14 protein-coding genes and 1 tRNA gene are annotated in these 14627 nt (G+C 70.8%); 3 read left to right on the top strand and 12 right to left on the bottom strand.

Annotated features, from left to right (window positions below):
• Positions 1 to 12 precede the first annotated feature (12 nt).
• Both MME74_RS05780 and MME74_RS05775 read left to right on the top strand, forming a co-directional pair.
• Positions 13 to 1272, top strand: coding sequence for a winged helix-turn-helix domain-containing protein (locus MME74_RS05780; protein WP_267417772.1), 1260 nt, complete (start codon positions 13 to 15; stop codon positions 1270 to 1272).
• Complete coding sequence (locus tag MME74_RS05775) at positions 1269 to 2189, top strand: hypothetical protein (protein ID WP_267417771.1); 921 nt, start codon at positions 1269 to 1271, stop codon at positions 2187 to 2189. Before MME74_RS05780 ends, MME74_RS05775 begins: the two co-directional genes overlap by 4 nt.
• 9 nt (positions 2190 to 2198) lie before the next feature.
• Here MME74_RS05775 and MME74_RS05770 read toward each other — a convergent pair whose 3' ends face one another.
• The 3 genes from MME74_RS05770 to MME74_RS05760 all read right to left on the bottom strand — a co-directional run bounded on the left by MME74_RS05770 (position 2199) and on the right by MME74_RS05760 (position 5412).
• A complete protein-coding gene (locus MME74_RS05770; protein ID WP_029262976.1) occupies positions 2199 to 2765 on the bottom strand; it encodes a LemA family protein in 567 nt (188 codons plus the stop codon).
• An 89-nt stretch (positions 2766 to 2854) separates the two neighbouring features.
• Complete coding sequence (locus tag MME74_RS05765) at positions 2855 to 4168, bottom strand: D-arabinono-1,4-lactone oxidase (protein ID WP_267417769.1); 1314 nt, start codon at positions 4166 to 4168, stop codon at positions 2855 to 2857.
• A complete protein-coding gene (locus MME74_RS05760; protein ID WP_267417768.1) occupies positions 4165 to 5412 on the bottom strand; it encodes an alanine racemase in 1248 nt (415 codons plus the stop codon). The genes MME74_RS05765 and MME74_RS05760 overlap by 4 nt, the downstream gene beginning before the upstream one ends.
• 88 nt (positions 5413 to 5500) lie before the next feature.
• On the opposite strand from MME74_RS05760, the gene MME74_RS05755 reads away from it, so the two are divergent.
• Positions 5501 to 5573 (top strand) — tRNA-Leu (locus tag MME74_RS05755).
• Positions 5574 to 5608: 35 nt separating this feature from the next.
• On the opposite strand, the gene MME74_RS05750 is transcribed toward MME74_RS05755, so the two are convergent.
• The 9 genes from MME74_RS05750 to MME74_RS05710 form a co-directional block, all read right to left on the bottom strand.
• Positions 5609 to 6298: a DedA family protein gene (locus MME74_RS05750; protein ID WP_267417767.1), complete on the bottom strand. Its 690-nt coding sequence runs from the start codon at positions 6296 to 6298 to the stop codon at positions 5609 to 5611.
• A 6-nt stretch (positions 6299 to 6304) separates the two neighbouring features.
• The gene (locus MME74_RS05745; RefSeq protein WP_267417766.1) at positions 6305 to 7234 is read right to left on the bottom strand and encodes a cation-transporting ATPase; all 930 of its coding nucleotides are present in this window, start codon (positions 7232 to 7234) and stop codon (positions 6305 to 6307) included.
• A gap of 294 nt (positions 7235 to 7528) precedes the next feature.
• Positions 7529 to 9040 carry an NAD(P)/FAD-dependent oxidoreductase gene (locus MME74_RS05740; protein ID WP_267417765.1) on the bottom strand — a complete coding sequence of 504 codons (1512 nt, stop codon included), beginning with the start codon at positions 9038 to 9040 and terminating at the stop codon, positions 7529 to 7531.
• Positions 9041 to 9065: 25 nt separating this feature from the next.
• Positions 9066 to 10373 (bottom strand): S8 family serine peptidase, encoded by a 1308-nt coding sequence (locus MME74_RS05735; protein ID WP_267417764.1) that lies wholly within the window; start codon positions 10371 to 10373, stop codon positions 9066 to 9068.
• Positions 10370 to 10912 (bottom strand): DUF501 domain-containing protein, encoded by a 543-nt coding sequence (locus tag MME74_RS05730; protein WP_267417763.1) that lies wholly within the window; start codon positions 10910 to 10912, stop codon positions 10370 to 10372. Before MME74_RS05730 ends, MME74_RS05735 begins: the two co-directional genes overlap by 4 nt.
• 47 nt (positions 10913 to 10959) lie before the next feature.
• Positions 10960 to 11517, bottom strand: coding sequence for an FtsB family cell division protein (locus MME74_RS05725; RefSeq protein WP_267417762.1), 558 nt, complete (start codon positions 11515 to 11517; stop codon positions 10960 to 10962).
• 77 nt (positions 11518 to 11594) lie between these two features.
• Positions 11595 to 12875: a phosphopyruvate hydratase gene (gene eno / locus MME74_RS05720; protein WP_267417761.1), complete on the bottom strand. Its 1281-nt coding sequence runs from the start codon at positions 12873 to 12875 to the stop codon at positions 11595 to 11597.
• Positions 12876 to 12997: 122 nt separating this feature from the next.
• Complete coding sequence (locus tag MME74_RS05715; protein ID WP_267417760.1) at positions 12998 to 13657, bottom strand: O-methyltransferase; 660 nt, start codon at positions 13655 to 13657, stop codon at positions 12998 to 13000.
• A 31-nt stretch (positions 13658 to 13688) separates the two neighbouring features.
• Positions 13689 to 14609: a CPBP family intramembrane glutamic endopeptidase gene (locus tag MME74_RS05710; protein WP_267417759.1), complete on the bottom strand. Its 921-nt coding sequence runs from the start codon at positions 14607 to 14609 to the stop codon at positions 13689 to 13691.
• Between the last annotated feature and the right edge of the window lie 18 nt (positions 14610 to 14627).

Genomic DNA, 14627 nt, shown 5'->3' with positions numbered 1-14627 from the left:
TACGCTGACGACGTGAACGACACCCTCAGCCCCACCCAGGCACGCCGTATCGCTCTGGCCGCTCAGGGCTTCACACGCGCGCGGCCGAGCGCCGTCAGCGCACGGCACGTCCACCGCGTGATGGACCGGCTCGGCGTGCTCCAGATCGATTCCGTCAACGTCTTCGCGCGCTCGCACTACCTGCCCCTGTTCTCCCGCCTCGGCTCCTACGACCCCGCGCTCCTCGACCGGGTCTTCCTGTCTCGCACCACCCACTACGTCGAGTACCTCGCGCACGAGGCGACCTTCATCCCGGTCGCCGACTGGCCGCTGTGGCGTTTTCGGATGGACGACTTCCGTCGTCGCTGGGCCGATGCGGACTCCTGGATGAGCAACAACGCACGCACCGTGCAGTGGGTGCAGGACGAGCTGCGAGCCCGCGGACCCCTTCGTCCCGCCGACCTCCGCGACGACGCGCCACGAGAGCGCGGGACCTGGTGGGACTGGGACGACGCGAAACTGGCCCTCGAGCACCTCTGGCGCACGGGAGACGTCGCCGTCAGCGGCCGCCGGGGCTTCGAGCGCACGTACGCGCTGGCCGAGCACGTGATCCCCGAGGGCATCCGTTCGCACGAGATCTCGCGAGATGACGCGATCCTCGAACTGACGCGCCGCGCCGCACGCTCGAGCGGCGTCGCGACCCAGTCCGACCTCGCCGACTACTACCGGATCCGCGATCGGGCGGCCGTCGCCCGATCGATTGTGCAGCTCGTCGACGAGGGCGAGCTGCTGCCGGTGCAGGTGCGCGGGTGGGAGCGCGGTGGCCGTGCGCTGCCGGCGTGGCGCCATCGCGATGCGGTCCTTCCGCGCAAAGTCGAGACGGCCGCGGTGCTGACGCCCTTCGACCCGGTGGTGTGGTTCCGCGAGCGCGCCCTCCGCGTGTTCGACCTCGACTACCGGATCGAGATCTACGTCCCCGCGGAGAAGCGCCGGTACGGCTACTACTCGCTGCCCGTGCTCGTGGGCGATCGCGTCGTCGCGCGGGTCGACCTCAAGGCGGACCGCGCCACATCGACCCTGCAGGTGCAATCCGCCTGGTGGGAGCCGCAGGCCCGCCCCGGCGATGCGGAGCCGATCGCGGAAGAACTCGCCCTCGCCGCCTCCTGGCAGGGCCTGGAGCACGTCTCGGTCTCCGGCTGGGGCGACGCCACGGGCGCGCTGCACGGTGCACTGGCCGCCGGAGCGGGCTCGTCGGTGCGGCGCCACGTGCACACCAGGGAAGAACCCGCATGAGTCGGCGGCGGTGGTGGCTGATCGGCGGAGCGGCAGCAGTCGTCGTGGCCGTCGCCGCCGGGCTGTGGATCTGGCAGTCCACGACGAGCGAGCCCACCCCGGAAGAGGCCGCTGCCGCGTACCTGCGCGCACTCGAATCCGGTGACCCCGCCGCCGTGGAGAAGACCGGCGCGGTGGTCTCACCGGAGACCCTTGAGACGTTCTCCGAGGCGACGGCACTCGTCGAGGATGCCGAGGTGACTTCCATCGAGGGCGGTGACAGCGCCCCGGTCGGGGGTGCGACGGCTGTGGCCGAGATCTCCTTCCGCTTGGCCGATGAAGAGCACACGGCAGAGCTGACACTCTCACCCGTCGACGGACGGTGGGTCGTGGACGATTCCGGGCGGGGCAGCGTGACCGCCGCTCCGTCCGTCGGCACATTCGTCGCCATCGGGGAGCACACCCTGCCCGCTGGCGAGGCGACGGCGCTGCTGCCGGCGACCTACACCGTCACTGCCGCGCCGGTGGCGCTGCTCAGCGGCGAGAAGTCGGTGACCGTCCTTCCCGGCGACGAGACCGCCGTCGATGTCGACGTGTCCGTCCGCGCCGAGGCGACGACCGCGGCGCAGAAGCAGCTCGACGAGCACCTCGAGACCTGCACGGAACCGGGCACCGCCCTGCCCACCGGGTGCGGCATCCGGATCCCCTGGGGCACGGAGTTCCGAGAGGTCTCCGACATCCGCTATCGGATCGAGCAGCTGCCGATGATCGTGCTGCCGGGGGCCGGTTTCCGCGCCGACGGCGGCGCGCTGGTCGCGACGGTGACCGGCACGGGCCAGGACGGCGCCGCACGCACGACGAGCTATCGGACCGCGTCCTGGAGCGTGCGCGGCGACGTGTCCTTCACCGAAGACGGGGTGGCGCTCACCGTCTGGTGAACGCGCGGATCAGAACTGGACGCGCGGCGGCTCGGAGATCGCGCTGCTGTCGGCGACCTCGAAGAACTCCCGCTCGGTGAAGCCGAGCCCCTTGGCGAACAGGTTGTTCGGGAAGACCTTGATCTTGGTGTTGAGCTCTCGCACACCGCCGTTGTAGAACCGGCGCGCGGCCTGGATCTTGTCCTCGGTGTCGACCAGAGCCTGCTGCACCTGGAGGAAGTTCGTGCTGGCCTGGAGCTGCGGGTACGCCTCGGCGACCGCGAAGAGGCTGCGCAGCGCCTGCTGGAGGTGTCCCTCGGCGATGCCCGCCTCGCCCGGTCCCCCGGCGGAGAGGGTCTCGGCGCGCGCACGTGTCACGTTCTCGAAGACGGCCTTCTCGTGCGACGCGTAGCCCTTGACCGTCTCGATGAGGTTGGGGATGAGGTCGGCCCGACGCTTCAGCTGCACCGTGATGCCGCTCCACGCCTCGTCGACGCGCACCTTCAGCTGCACCAGCGAGTTGTACGTGGCCCACAGATAGATGCCGGCGAGCAGGATCACTCCGACAACGATCAGTACCGGCACGAGCCATTCCATCAGAGGCCCACCCTTCCTCGTGTTTCTCTCATCCTAGACGCGCACCCTGCACGTGGACTGGGCGCGACGCGGGTCGCGCTGAGGTCCGATCAGCTGCCGAGGACGCGCTCGAGATACCGGTTCGCGAACCGGCGCTCCGGGTCCAGTCGATCACGCAGCGCGATGAAGTCGTCGAAGCGCGGGTAGCGCTCCCGCAGTGTCGCATCGGTCAGGGTGTGCAGCTTGCCCCAGTGCGGACGTCCGCCGAACTCGAGCATGATCTCCTCGACCGCACCGAAATACTCGGTCGGGTCCGCCCGCCAATAGCGGTGGACGGCGACGTACGCGCTCGCGCGCCCGTGCGCGGTCGACAGCCAGCGGTCGTCGGCGGCGGCGAAGCGCACCTCGATGGGGAACTCGATCCGCCATCCACGTCGGGCGATCAGCGCGCGGACCGCCTCGAAGGCCGGCACGACGTTCTCGGCGGGCAGCGCGTACTCCATCTCGCGGAACCGCACGGTCCGGCTCTGGATGAGCACACGGTGCGAGAGCTCGGTGTACTCGCGGTCGCCCGTGAGCGTGACCGCGAGGCGGCTGAACGGCGGCGTGATCGCCGGAACCGCCCGCCCCGCGGCGCAGACCACTCGGTACACGCCGTTCGACAGCAGCGTCTCGTCGATCCACTTCCCGACCACCGGGAGCGGCTTGCGGACCGTCGACTCCGGAAGTCTCATCTGCCGCTTGGTCAGCGCCACGTCCGTGTGCGGGAACCAGTAGAACTCGAAATGATCGGAGGCAGCCACGCGCTCGTCGAGCGTCGCGAGCACCTCGTCGAGCGGCGCGGGCTCGTCGACCGCGTGCATGACGAACGCCGGAACGCACTGGAGGGTCACCTCGACGATGATGCCCAGCGCACCGAGACTGAGCGCCACGGCCGGGAGCAGATCGCTCTCGTGCTCGTCGTCGATGCGCAGGAACTCGCCGGCGGCCGTGACCAGCGTGATGCCGACGACCTGGGTGGCGAGACCGCCGAACTCCGCGCCGGTGCCGTGCGTGCCCGTCGAGATCGCGCCGGCGATCGACTGCCGATCGATGTCGCCGAGGTTCTCCATCGCGAGCCCGTAGGGCGCGAGCAGGCCGGGGATGCGGTGCAGTCGCGTGCCGGCGAGGAGCGTGACCCTCCCGGTCGCGGCATCCGCCGAGACGAGTCCCTGCAGGTCGTCGAGCTCCAGCAGGACGCCCGGGGCGACGGCGATGCCGGTGAAGCTGTGCCCCGCGCCGACGGCTTTCACGCTGAGGCCCTGCTTGACCGCCGCGATCACCGCCCGCTGCACGCCCTCGGGGCTGCGCGGGCGCTCCACGCGCACGGGTCGCACCGAGGCCGTACGGCTCCAGTTCTGCCAGGAGCCGCCGATTCTCGTCACAGGAACGCCTTTCCCTCGCCGCGGTACGTCGGCAGCTCGTCGATGATCTCGTCGCCCGAGACCAGGTGGTAGTGCGTGATGCGCTCGGCCGGCTCCCCGCTCTTGGCATGTCGGAACCAGACCCGGTCCCCCACGCCCAGCGACGTCGCCGCCGGACCCTGCAACGGTGTCTGCACCTCGCCGGCCGCTTCGCGGGACAGCGTGTGCAGCCCCTCGGGCCACACGGCGCGCGGCTGTCGGGACGCCAGAGCGGGGCCGGAGGCGATCCACCCTCCACCGAGCACCGTCGCGATGTCCGCGGCCGGACGACGGACGACGTCGAATGCGAACGCGGACGCCGGTGCCGGGCGGAACGACCGATAGCCGTCGAAGAGATGACCGCCGAGGAGGCCGCTGCCGGCGCTCGCCTCGGTGAGGGATTCATCGCTCCCGGTGAACTCGAGTGAACCGGTGCCGCCGCCGTTCAGGATCTCCATCGGGGCGATCGCGCTCACCGCGGAGACGATCGCCGCACGACGTTCGCGCAGCTCGTTCCGCGAGCGCGCCTGGACCATGCGGATCAGCGGCGCATCGGGTCCGGCGTCGTCGCCCTGCCCGGCGATCTGCGCGTCGTACATCTGCAGTCCGACGAGCCGGAAGCCCGGTCGCGCGACGACCTTGCGAGCGAACGCGGCGACCTCCCCTGCCGTGAACAGAGCCGACCGGCGGACGCCGATGTGCCCGAGCAGCGAGGAGCGCCAGGAGGCGTCGACATCGATCGCGACGCGGATCTCCGGGCGCTGGCCCGGCCCGGCGACGCTGTCGATCAGATCCAGGTGGACGAGGTCGTCGACCATCAGCGTGATGCGCTGCGCCGCCTGCTCGTCGGCGAACAGCCGCTCCAGGCTCGCGCGATCCACCGTCGGGTAGCCGAGCATGACGTCATCGTGGGTCTCGGCGAGCCAGAGGGCCTCCTCGAGCGTGAAGGCGAGGATGCCGTGGAACCCGGGGAGCTTCAGGACCGCATCGAGCACGGCGCGCACGCGCACCGACTTCGAGGCGACGCGGATCGGGAGTCCGCCCGCGCGGACCAGGAGGTCCATCGCGTTGTACCGGAGCGCCTCGCGATCGATCACGGCCACCGGAGCGGGAAGGTGTCCCGTCACGGCGGAAAGGCGTGGCCAGTAGCGCGCCGGGTCCTCCCACTCGGGGGCGACCGCGGGGGCACCCTGGACGGGGCTCAGTTCGTCGATGAGGTCGAGCACTCCCCCACCCTAAGGCCTCCGCGTACCCGGGATCACCCCTCGCGGCACCCCGTCGCATCGGGGCGGGCGGCGATAGGCTGGCCGGGCGGCCCCCGTAGCCCAATGGCAGAGGCAGGCGACTTAAAATCGCTTCAGTCTGGGTTCGAGTCCCAGCGGGGGCACACCCCGCGATCGAGGCGGAAGCCCCGGAGTCCCGTCACTCGTCCCGCTCGTCGCCCCCGGAGACGATGCCGGCGGTCGCGACCCGACGCTCTTCCGCCGCCTCCCGCATCCGACGCACGATCAGGACCACGAGCGCGATCGCGATGGCCGTGTACACGGCGTAGTCCAGGTAGCCGAGATAGTGCTCGAGCTGCTCGTGCTGGGTGCCCAGCGCCGCGCCGACCCCGATGAGCAGGGCATTCCAGATCCCGCTGCCGATGATCGTGTAGAGGCTGAAGGTCACAAGGTTCATGCGGGACGCCCCGGCGGGGATGGAGATCAGGCTGCGAACGCCCGGCACCATCCGCCCGACCAGCACGGTCCAGCCGCCGCTGCGCACGAACCAGTCCGATCCTCGCTCCAGGTCGGTGCGGCTCACCAGCCGTGTCGCCGCAAGCAGTCGGATCGCGCGCTCCATGCCGATCGCCGCCCCGAGCCAGTACAGCAGCAGCGCTCCGAGCCAGGATGCGAGCGTGCTCCAGAAGATCAGCCAGCCCAGATTCAGGTCGCCGCTCTGGCTGAGATAGCCCGCGAAGGGCAGGATCACCTCGCTGGGGATCGGGGGGATCAGCACCTCGAGGAACACCAGCACACCGACGCCGATGTCGCCGAAAGCGGTGAGGACATCGGCGGCGAACCCGGTGAGGCCGGTGAAGCCGTGCTCTGCGTCTGTCGCGAGGATCATGCCGGCTCAGCGCCCGAAGAGATCGCCGATGCCCGGGATGCCGAGATCGCCGAGCCGTTCGCCCCACCCGCTCGCGCTCTCACCGAGTCCGGAGACCGCCTCGCCGGCGGATCCCATCAGGTCCTCGGCACCGCCCGCGAGGCCTTCGACGTCGACGCCGGCGGCGAGGGACTCGAGATCGACGCCCTCCGCGAGCGCGCCGAAGTCGACGCCGATGTTCGCGGCCTGTTCCAGGAGCGGTCCGGCGACGGTGCTGAGCACCGCCCCGCCGGCGACCACGCCGAGGAGCCCGACCGCCGCGCCGCCTGCCGCGACCGCCGCTCCACCGGCACCGGCGCCGCGCACCCGGGACAGGAGTCCGCGCATCCGCCCCGGCCGCATGGCCTCTGCCCGTCCGGCCGCGCGCGCGAGATCGTCGGGTGATGACGAACGCGGGCGCTCCTCCGGCGCGAGCTCTTGCCGCATCCGGTCCTCGACGAGTGCCCGCTGCGGCGGAGTCAGCCGCGCCAAGGCCTCACGATGGATCTGCTCGATGCGCTGCGGATCGGCCGTCTGCAGCAGGTAGTCGTAGCGGGCGATGGCCGCACGATCGGCGTCCGAGCCATGGTGCGAGGCGCGTCCGGACCCGGGGACGGGCGGCGCGTAGCGGTCGGCGGATGCGGGGGCGGCGCCCGCACGACGAGGCGCGGCTCCCGGCGAGGCAGGCGGCGCGTACGGGTCGGCCGGCGCGGGGCGAGCGTCCCGATCAGACGGCCGTGCAGGATCGGCCTGGCCGCGGACCGCGTCCACGGCACCGCGGAGCATGCCTCCCCAGTCGGTCGAGCGCGATCCGCCCTGCGAGCGGGACGCGTCCTGCGGGTGACCGTTGCGCCCGGAGCCGGAGTTCTTCTCGAGTGCGTCGGACGCGAGTCCGATCAGGCGGGAGAGCTTTCCCATGGGTGGTCCCTTCGTGGTGGGGCCACCGGGATCCACCACGTCGAGACGACGGCAGGGGTTTCTCGGCAGCCCGCGATGCGGGTGCCAAGGTCTCCTCCACCCTTTCGGGCCAGCGGGCCGGAGCACGATCTCGTGCTCGTAATGACGACGACGCTGCAGACGGGAGTACTCCCCTTGCCCGGCTGACGCTACCGGCCCCACCTATGCGTCGCCTCCGAGTCGCCGATCAGCTCCGGAACGGCGATCGGCCCCGGCGCAGAGCGCACGGGGCCGATCGTCCTGTTCGGAAGGAGACTACTTCGCCGAGGCCTCGACGGGCTCGGCGGCCTTCTTCGCGGGAGCCTTCTTCGCAGCGGGCTTCTTGGCGGCCGGCTTCTCGGCAGCCTCGGCCGACGCTGCCGACGCGGTCTTCGCCGCCGGCTTCTTCACGGCGGGCTCGGCCTTGGCTGCCGGAGCGGCGTCAGCGGCCGGGGCGGCCGGCGCTGCCGGACGCGGACGCGCGGCGAACTCCTCGAAGACGTAGCGCGGATTCTGCACCGTCTCGAGGTTCACCAGGTCGCGACCCAGCCACAGGTTGTTCCACCAGCCCCAGATGACGCGGAACTTGCGCTCCCACGTCGGCATCGCGAGGCCGTGGTAGCCACGGTGCGCGACCCAGGCGACGAAGCCCTTGAGGGCGATCTTTCCGGACTGGAAGACACCGTTGTACAGACCGAGGCCGGCGACCGCACCGAGGTTCTTGTGGAGGTAGTCCTTCGGGGCCTCACCGCGGAGCACCGCGACGAGGTTCTTCGCGAGGAGCTTCGCCTGGCGAACCGCGTGCTGGGCGTTCGGCACGCAGAAGCCGCCGACGCCACCACCCGACAGGTCGGGGACGGCGGACACGTCACCGGCGGCCCAGGCGCCCTCGACGAACGCCTCGGGGGTGCCGACGCGCAGGTCGGCACGGGTCTGGATGCGACCGCGCTCCTCGACGGGGAGGTCGCCGCCGCGCACGACGGTCGGGTTGGCCATGACGCCGGCCGTCCACACGATCACGTCGGTCGGGATGACCTCGCCGGTGGAGAGCTCGACGTTGCCGTCGACCGCGCTCGTGAGCTGCGTGTCGAGGTGCACGTTGGCGCCGCGCTTGGCGAGGTCCTTGAGCACCCACTCGCTGGTCTGGAGCGAGACCTCGGGCATGATGCGCCCCATCGCCTCGATGAGGTGGAAGTGCGTGTCGTCGAAGCTGAGCTGCGGGTACTTGCCCACCAGCGAGGAGGCCAGCGAACGCAGCTCGGCGAACACCTCGATGCCGGCGAAGCCACCGCCGACGACGACGACGGTCAGCAGACGGTCGCGCTCGGGACCGGCGGGGAGGGAAGCAGCCTTGTCGAAGTTCGACATGACCTTGTCGCGGATGGCGACGGCCTCTTCGATCGTCTTGAGCCCGATCGCATTGTCGGCGATGCCGGGGATCGGGAAGGTACGCGAGACGGCACCCGCGGTGACGACGATCTGGTCGTACGCGAACTCGTACGGCTCGCCCACGGGCGGCGTGATCGTCGCGACCTTCTGCGCGTGGTTGATGTTCGTCACCTTGGCGGTGAGCACGTTGGTGCGCTTGAGGTGGCGACGGTGCGCCACGACAGAGTGCCGGGCCTCGATGGAGCCGGCGGCGACCTCGGGGAGGAACGGCTGGTACGTCATGTACGGCAGCGGGTCGACCATGGTCACGTCGGCTTCACCCTTGCGCAGATGCTTCTCGAGCTTCCACGCGGTGTAGAAACCCGCGTACCCTCCGCCGACGATCAGGATCTTGGGCACAGTGCTGTTCTGAGGCACAGAAGAACTACTCCTCGGAGTCGGGGGTTTGGCGTACGGGAACGCGCGCCGATCGGATGCGCCGGGCAGCTGCGGTGACGCCAAGCGCTATCAGGATACCAGGGACGGTGAGCGCAATGAGCGGCAGGGTACCGTAGCGCAATGAATCGGCGCTGGGAAGCAACGGTGAACCGGCCTCGGTGGGCGCGTCGGCCGCGGGAAGAGGCGGCACCGCCACCGGCGTGATGGACGGTTCGGGTTGCGGTTCCGTCTCGGCACGGCGGAAGACCCTGATCCACTCCGCGAGGTCGCCCATCGGGTTCTCGGTCACCGGAGCGATGTCCGCGGAGATCGCCGCCTCCGCGTCCACGAGGCCGTAGCCGTAGAGCGGATCCTGCGGCTTGATCGCATCCGGGACCGGGATCGCCGTCTTGATGATCCGGTTGATGACGTCGATCGCCTTGATGTCGGGATGCGCCGAGCGGATCAGCGCCGCGACTCCCGCGACGATGGGGGCCGCACCGCTGGTGCCGCGCCACCTCGCGATCTCGCCATCGGCGGACACTCCGAGCAGTCCCTCGCTGGGGGCGGAGACGCCGATCGTGATCCCCTGCGTCGACGCCTCGACGCTCGCCGTCCCGGTCTGGTCCACGCCGCCGACCGTGAGAACACCCGGGATCGTGGCGGGAGCGCCGATGATGCTGGTCCCGCTCCCCCGGTTCCCCGCCGCGACGACCACGACCACGTCGTGTTCGAACGCATACAGGAACGCGTCGTCCCAGCTCTCGTCCCAGTCGAGGGTGTTCGTCGTGAACGAGAGGTTGATGATGTCGGCGCCGTTGTCGACGGCCCACCGCATCCCCTTCGCCACCTGCTCGGCGAACGGCACGGCGGCGGCCGCCCCGAAGCCCACCGAGATCGACAGCAGGTCGGACTCCGGGGCCACGCCGATCATGCCGGTGCCGTCGGGTGCGCCGCGTCCTGCCGCGAGCGAGGCCACCCAGGAGCCGTGGTTGCCGTCGACCGCGCCGAGGGGTGTGCGCCCGTCGGGTGTTCCGGCGCCCGACACGTCGGTGCCGCCCACGACCGCGTCCCCGAACACCGCGGGCACCTTGCCGATGCCGGTGTCGATCACGGCGATCGTCACGCCCTTGCCGCGGGTCGTCTGCCAGGCCTCGCGGATGCGCGCGCCGTCGAGCCAGTACTCCGAGGCGCGCGCCGGATCCGCCGGGTCGTCCGGGATCGGCGGCGGCGTCGCGGTGGCGCCGATGAGCAGGACGGAGGCCGCGACCACCACGATGGCGGCAGCGCTGCGCAGCGTCCGACGGGAGCTCATGCCGGGAGCGCCGCCTCTTCGCGCTGTGCGGCACCCGGGTCTTCGCAACGGCAGACCGTCGGCGACCACGACGACCGCGCGAGAGCCGCGTCGCCGATGGGGTTCACGCCGGGTCCGGCCGCGAGGGCGTGACCGGCGAGGGCGTGCAGGCACTTCACGCGCGTCGGCATGCCGCCCGCGGAGATGCCGTCGATCTCGGAGACCTCCCCGAACTGCGCCCGGTCGGCGAGGTACGCCTCGTGCGCCGCGAGGTAGGCCGCAGCCACACCTTCATCGTCGACGAGGAGAGCGGCGAGCTCGGGCATCACCTGCGTGGCCTCGAGCGTCGACATGGCCGCCGTGGCCGCCGGGTGGGTCAGATAGTAGAACGTCGGGAACGGCGTGCCGTCCGGCAGCCGGGGCGTCGTCGCGACCACGGTCGGGTTGCCGCAGGCGCAGCGGGCCGCGATGCCCACCACACCCCGGGCGGGACGGCCGAGCTGGGCCGATACGACGGCGAGTTCGGCGGGAGTCGGAGCAGGGAACGGCGGCGTGGTCACCACACCAGCGTAGGGGAGGCTGCCGAGAGGATGCTCGGAGCGGCCGCTCAGCGAGCGACCGTCGCCGTGTCGCTGAGCCCGGTCGAGACGAGGGTGCGCAGCAGCTGGGGCATCCAGTCCGCCGGCCTCTCCTCGAGGGTGTCGCTCACCGGCTTCTGCTCCCGCGGGAGGGCTGCGGGGTCGAGGTCGTTGTCGATCAGGAACACGACCTCCCCCGGCTTGACGTAGTACAGACGCTCACGCGCCTGCGTCGTGATGTACGCGGGGTCGTTCCATCGATCGCGCTCGGCCGCGAGGGCCGCGATCTCGTCCTCGCTGACCTGCACCGAGTGCTCCAGGGCCGCGATCTTCTGGCGCTGGTCGATGAAGGTGCCGAGCGTCGGCACGAGCACCCACGCGCCCAGGACCACCAGCGAGAGCATGATGACGGAGAACGCGGACAGGCGGATGCCGGAGGCCCACTCGCGCACGTCGACCCTCGGGGCCTCGCCGCGGGTCGTCCTGTTCGACGACTTCCCCGGGGGCTTCTTCGTCGGCGGCGCGTTGCGGCCCGCCTTCGCGGTCGACGCCGGAGACGACGAAGGAGGAGCCGGTCGTCGTGCCACGGCCCCTCCTTCGTCGTGCCGCTTCAGCGGCGATCCTCACCGCCGTGCGGGCGGCTTCTTCGTTGTCTCAGCTGCGCTCAGGCCTGGTACCGCGGGAACGCGGAACGACCGGCGAAGACCGCGGCGTCGCCGAGCTCCTCCTCGATGCGCAGGAGCTGGTTGTACTTCGCGACGCGCTCGCTGCGAGCAGGCGCACCCGCCTTGATCTGACCCGCGTTGGTCGCGACGACCAGGTCGGCGATCGTGGTGTCCTCGGTCTCACCGGAGCGGTGCGACAGCATCGCGGTGTAGCCGGAGCGCTGCGCGAGGCTGACGGCGTCGAACGTCTCGGTGAGCGTTCCGATCTGGTTGACCTTGACGAGCAGCGAGTTGGCGACGCCGCGCTTGATGCCGTCGGCGAGGCGCTGCGGGTTGGTCACGAACAGGTCGTCGCCGACCAGCTGCACCTTGGCGCCGAGGGCGTCGGTGAGGTGCTTCCAGTTGTCCCAGTCGTCCTCGGCGAGAGCGTCCTCGATCGTGACGATCGGGAAGTCGTTGACCAGCCCGACGTAGTACTCGGTGAGCGCGGCGGCGTCCCAGTCCTTGTTGTCGAGGCGGTAGACGCCGTCCTTGAAGAACTCGGTCGCGGCGACGTCGAGGCCCAGGGCGATGTCGGTGCCGGGCGTGAAGCCCGCCTTCTCGATCGCCTTGACCAGGAAGTCCAGGCCCTCGCGGTTGCTGGGCAGGTCGGGGGCGAAGCCGCCCTCGTCGCCGAGGCCGGTCGCGTAGCCGGCGGCCTTCAGCTCGGCGCGCAGCACGTGGTAGGTCTCGACGCCCCAGCGCAGGGCCTCGGAGTAGGTCTCCGCACCGATCGGCGCGAGGAAGAACTCCTGCATGTCGATGCCGTTGTCGGCGTGCTCGCCGCCGTTGATGACGTTGAACAGCGGAACGGGCAGCACGTGCGCGTTCGGGCCACCCAGGTAGCGGAACAGCGGGAGGTCGGCCGAGTCGGCGGCGGCCTTGGCCACTGCGAGGCTCACGCCAAGGATGGCGTTGGCGCCGACGCGCTTCTTGTTCTCGGTGCCGTCGACCTCGATCAGGATCTCGTCGACGATGCGCTGCTCGCTCGCCTCGACGCCCTCGATCGCCGGTCCGAGCTCGTCGATGATGGCCTCGACGGCCTTGAGGACGCCCTTGCCGCCGTAACGGCTCTTGTCTCCGTCGCGGAGCTCGTACGCCTCGAACGCGCCCGTGGATGCGCCGGACGGGACAGCCGCCCGCTGCACGATGCCGTCGTCGAGGAGCACCTCCACCTCGACGGTCGGGTTTCCGCGCGAGTCGAGAATCTCGCGTGCGCCTACAGCCTCGATCAGTGCCACTGATGTGCTCCTTGCTCAGGGGGAAAAACGTGGTGTGGAGCGTCGTCGATCCGCGCCCAGTCTAGCCCGGCCGTCCGACGGACTCAGGGACTCGCCCGGCCCGGGTCGGCGACCGCCCGAGGTCAGACGACGACGGCGATCGCGAAGCCGTCCCAGCCCTTCACGCCCACGGTCTGCAGCGCCGTGGCGTCGAAGCGCGGGTCCTCCCCCAGCATCCGGAGCCCCTCGCGCGTGCCGACCACCTTGGGATCGGTGGTGTCGTCCCGGACGATCTCGCCCTCACGCCCGATGTTGTCGAGCACGATCACGGTGCCGGGGTGACCGAGCTTCGCCGCCCAGTCGAGGTAGATCGTGTTCGACTCCTTGTCGGCGTCGATGAAGACCAGGTCGAAACCGGCGACCAGGGTCGGCAGGACGTCGGCACCCCGGCCCACGCGGATGTCCACGCGATCGCCGACGCCCGCGCGGTCGATGCTGGCCCGGGCGATGGCCGCGTTGTCCGACTCCGCCTCGATCGTCACGACGCGCCCCTCCGGCCCGACCGCGCGGGCGAGCCAGATCGTGGAGTAGCCGCCGAGGGTGCCGATCTCCAGCACCCGGCGGGCGCCGCTGATGCGGACGAGGAGATCCAGCAGCTTGCCGGCGACGGGCGCGACCTCGATCTCCGGCAGGCCCGCGGCCCGCTGGGCGGTCAGCGCCGCTTCCAGATCGGCGTCGGGCCCGACGAGGAGGTCGGCGAGGAAGGAATCGGTCTGCGACCAGGCGTCGGGGGTGGAGTCCATGCGTTCAGCCAACCCCCGCCGCCGCGGTGCGTCAAGGGCGTGGAGCTGAGAGCAGCCGACCCGGTGCATCGGCGAGCTCGGGCTGCTTCCGGAACTGACCCGTGACCACGAGCACGATGACGACCACCGCGATGACGATCCACGTCGCGACCCCGAGCGGGCCGGCGAGCGCCATGTCGGGCTGCGTGGCGGCGAACAGGAGGATCACGCCTCCCGCCGCGTTCAGCGATCCGTGCGCGATGACGGCCGGCCAGACCGATGCCGAGCGCAGGCGCAGCCAGCCGAACAGGATGCCCCAGGCGACGCAGCCGCCGATCATGAGCAGCACCCCGGTGACGTCGGTGCGCCCGAAGTTGTAGCCCAGCAGGATGATCGGACTGTGCCACACACCCCAGATCACACCGCTGAGGATGAGTGCCGGCCAGGTGCCGAGCGGACGGAGAGCAGGCAGCAGCCAGCCGCGCCAGCCGAGCTCCTCGCCGAACGCGAAGATGCTGTTGAACAGGGCTCCGACGGGGACCATCGCGAGCTGCGCCATCACCACGACCTCGACCGGCGGGAGCGGCGTCCCGGCCGGGAGGCTGTTCTGGAGCTGGGCCGCCAACGCCGCGAAGGTCAGGTCGAGCTGCACGAAGCCGAGCGCGGCGGACAGCAGGATCCCGAGCCCCACCAGCAGCGGCAGAACCAGCCACCCCGCGACCATGAGCCAGATCACGCGCGTGGCGGGGCGCAGCGGCCACAGCCCGAGGAAGCGGGCGCGCTGCCCACGGGCCGGAACGCCCATCACGAACATGACGACGAGCGTCGCGAGGGCGGGTGTGAACATCATGACCGGCAGCAGCACGACCGTGAGCGGCTCGGCCAGTCCGTCACCGAGCCACAGCGGCAGGGCCACCAGCCAAGCCAGGGCGCAGGCGGTCAGGACGAAGACGACGACGGCGGGCCAGGGCACGCGCCGATCGTGAAGAGT

Origin of the sequence: Microbacterium oxydans (genome assembly GCF_026559675.1) — a bacterium.
Classification (GTDB): domain Bacteria; phylum Actinomycetota; class Actinomycetes; order Actinomycetales; family Microbacteriaceae; genus Microbacterium; species Microbacterium oxydans_D.
The sequence above is the reverse complement of the archived record's forward strand: the minus strand, read 5'-3'. Positions and strand labels throughout refer to the sequence as shown.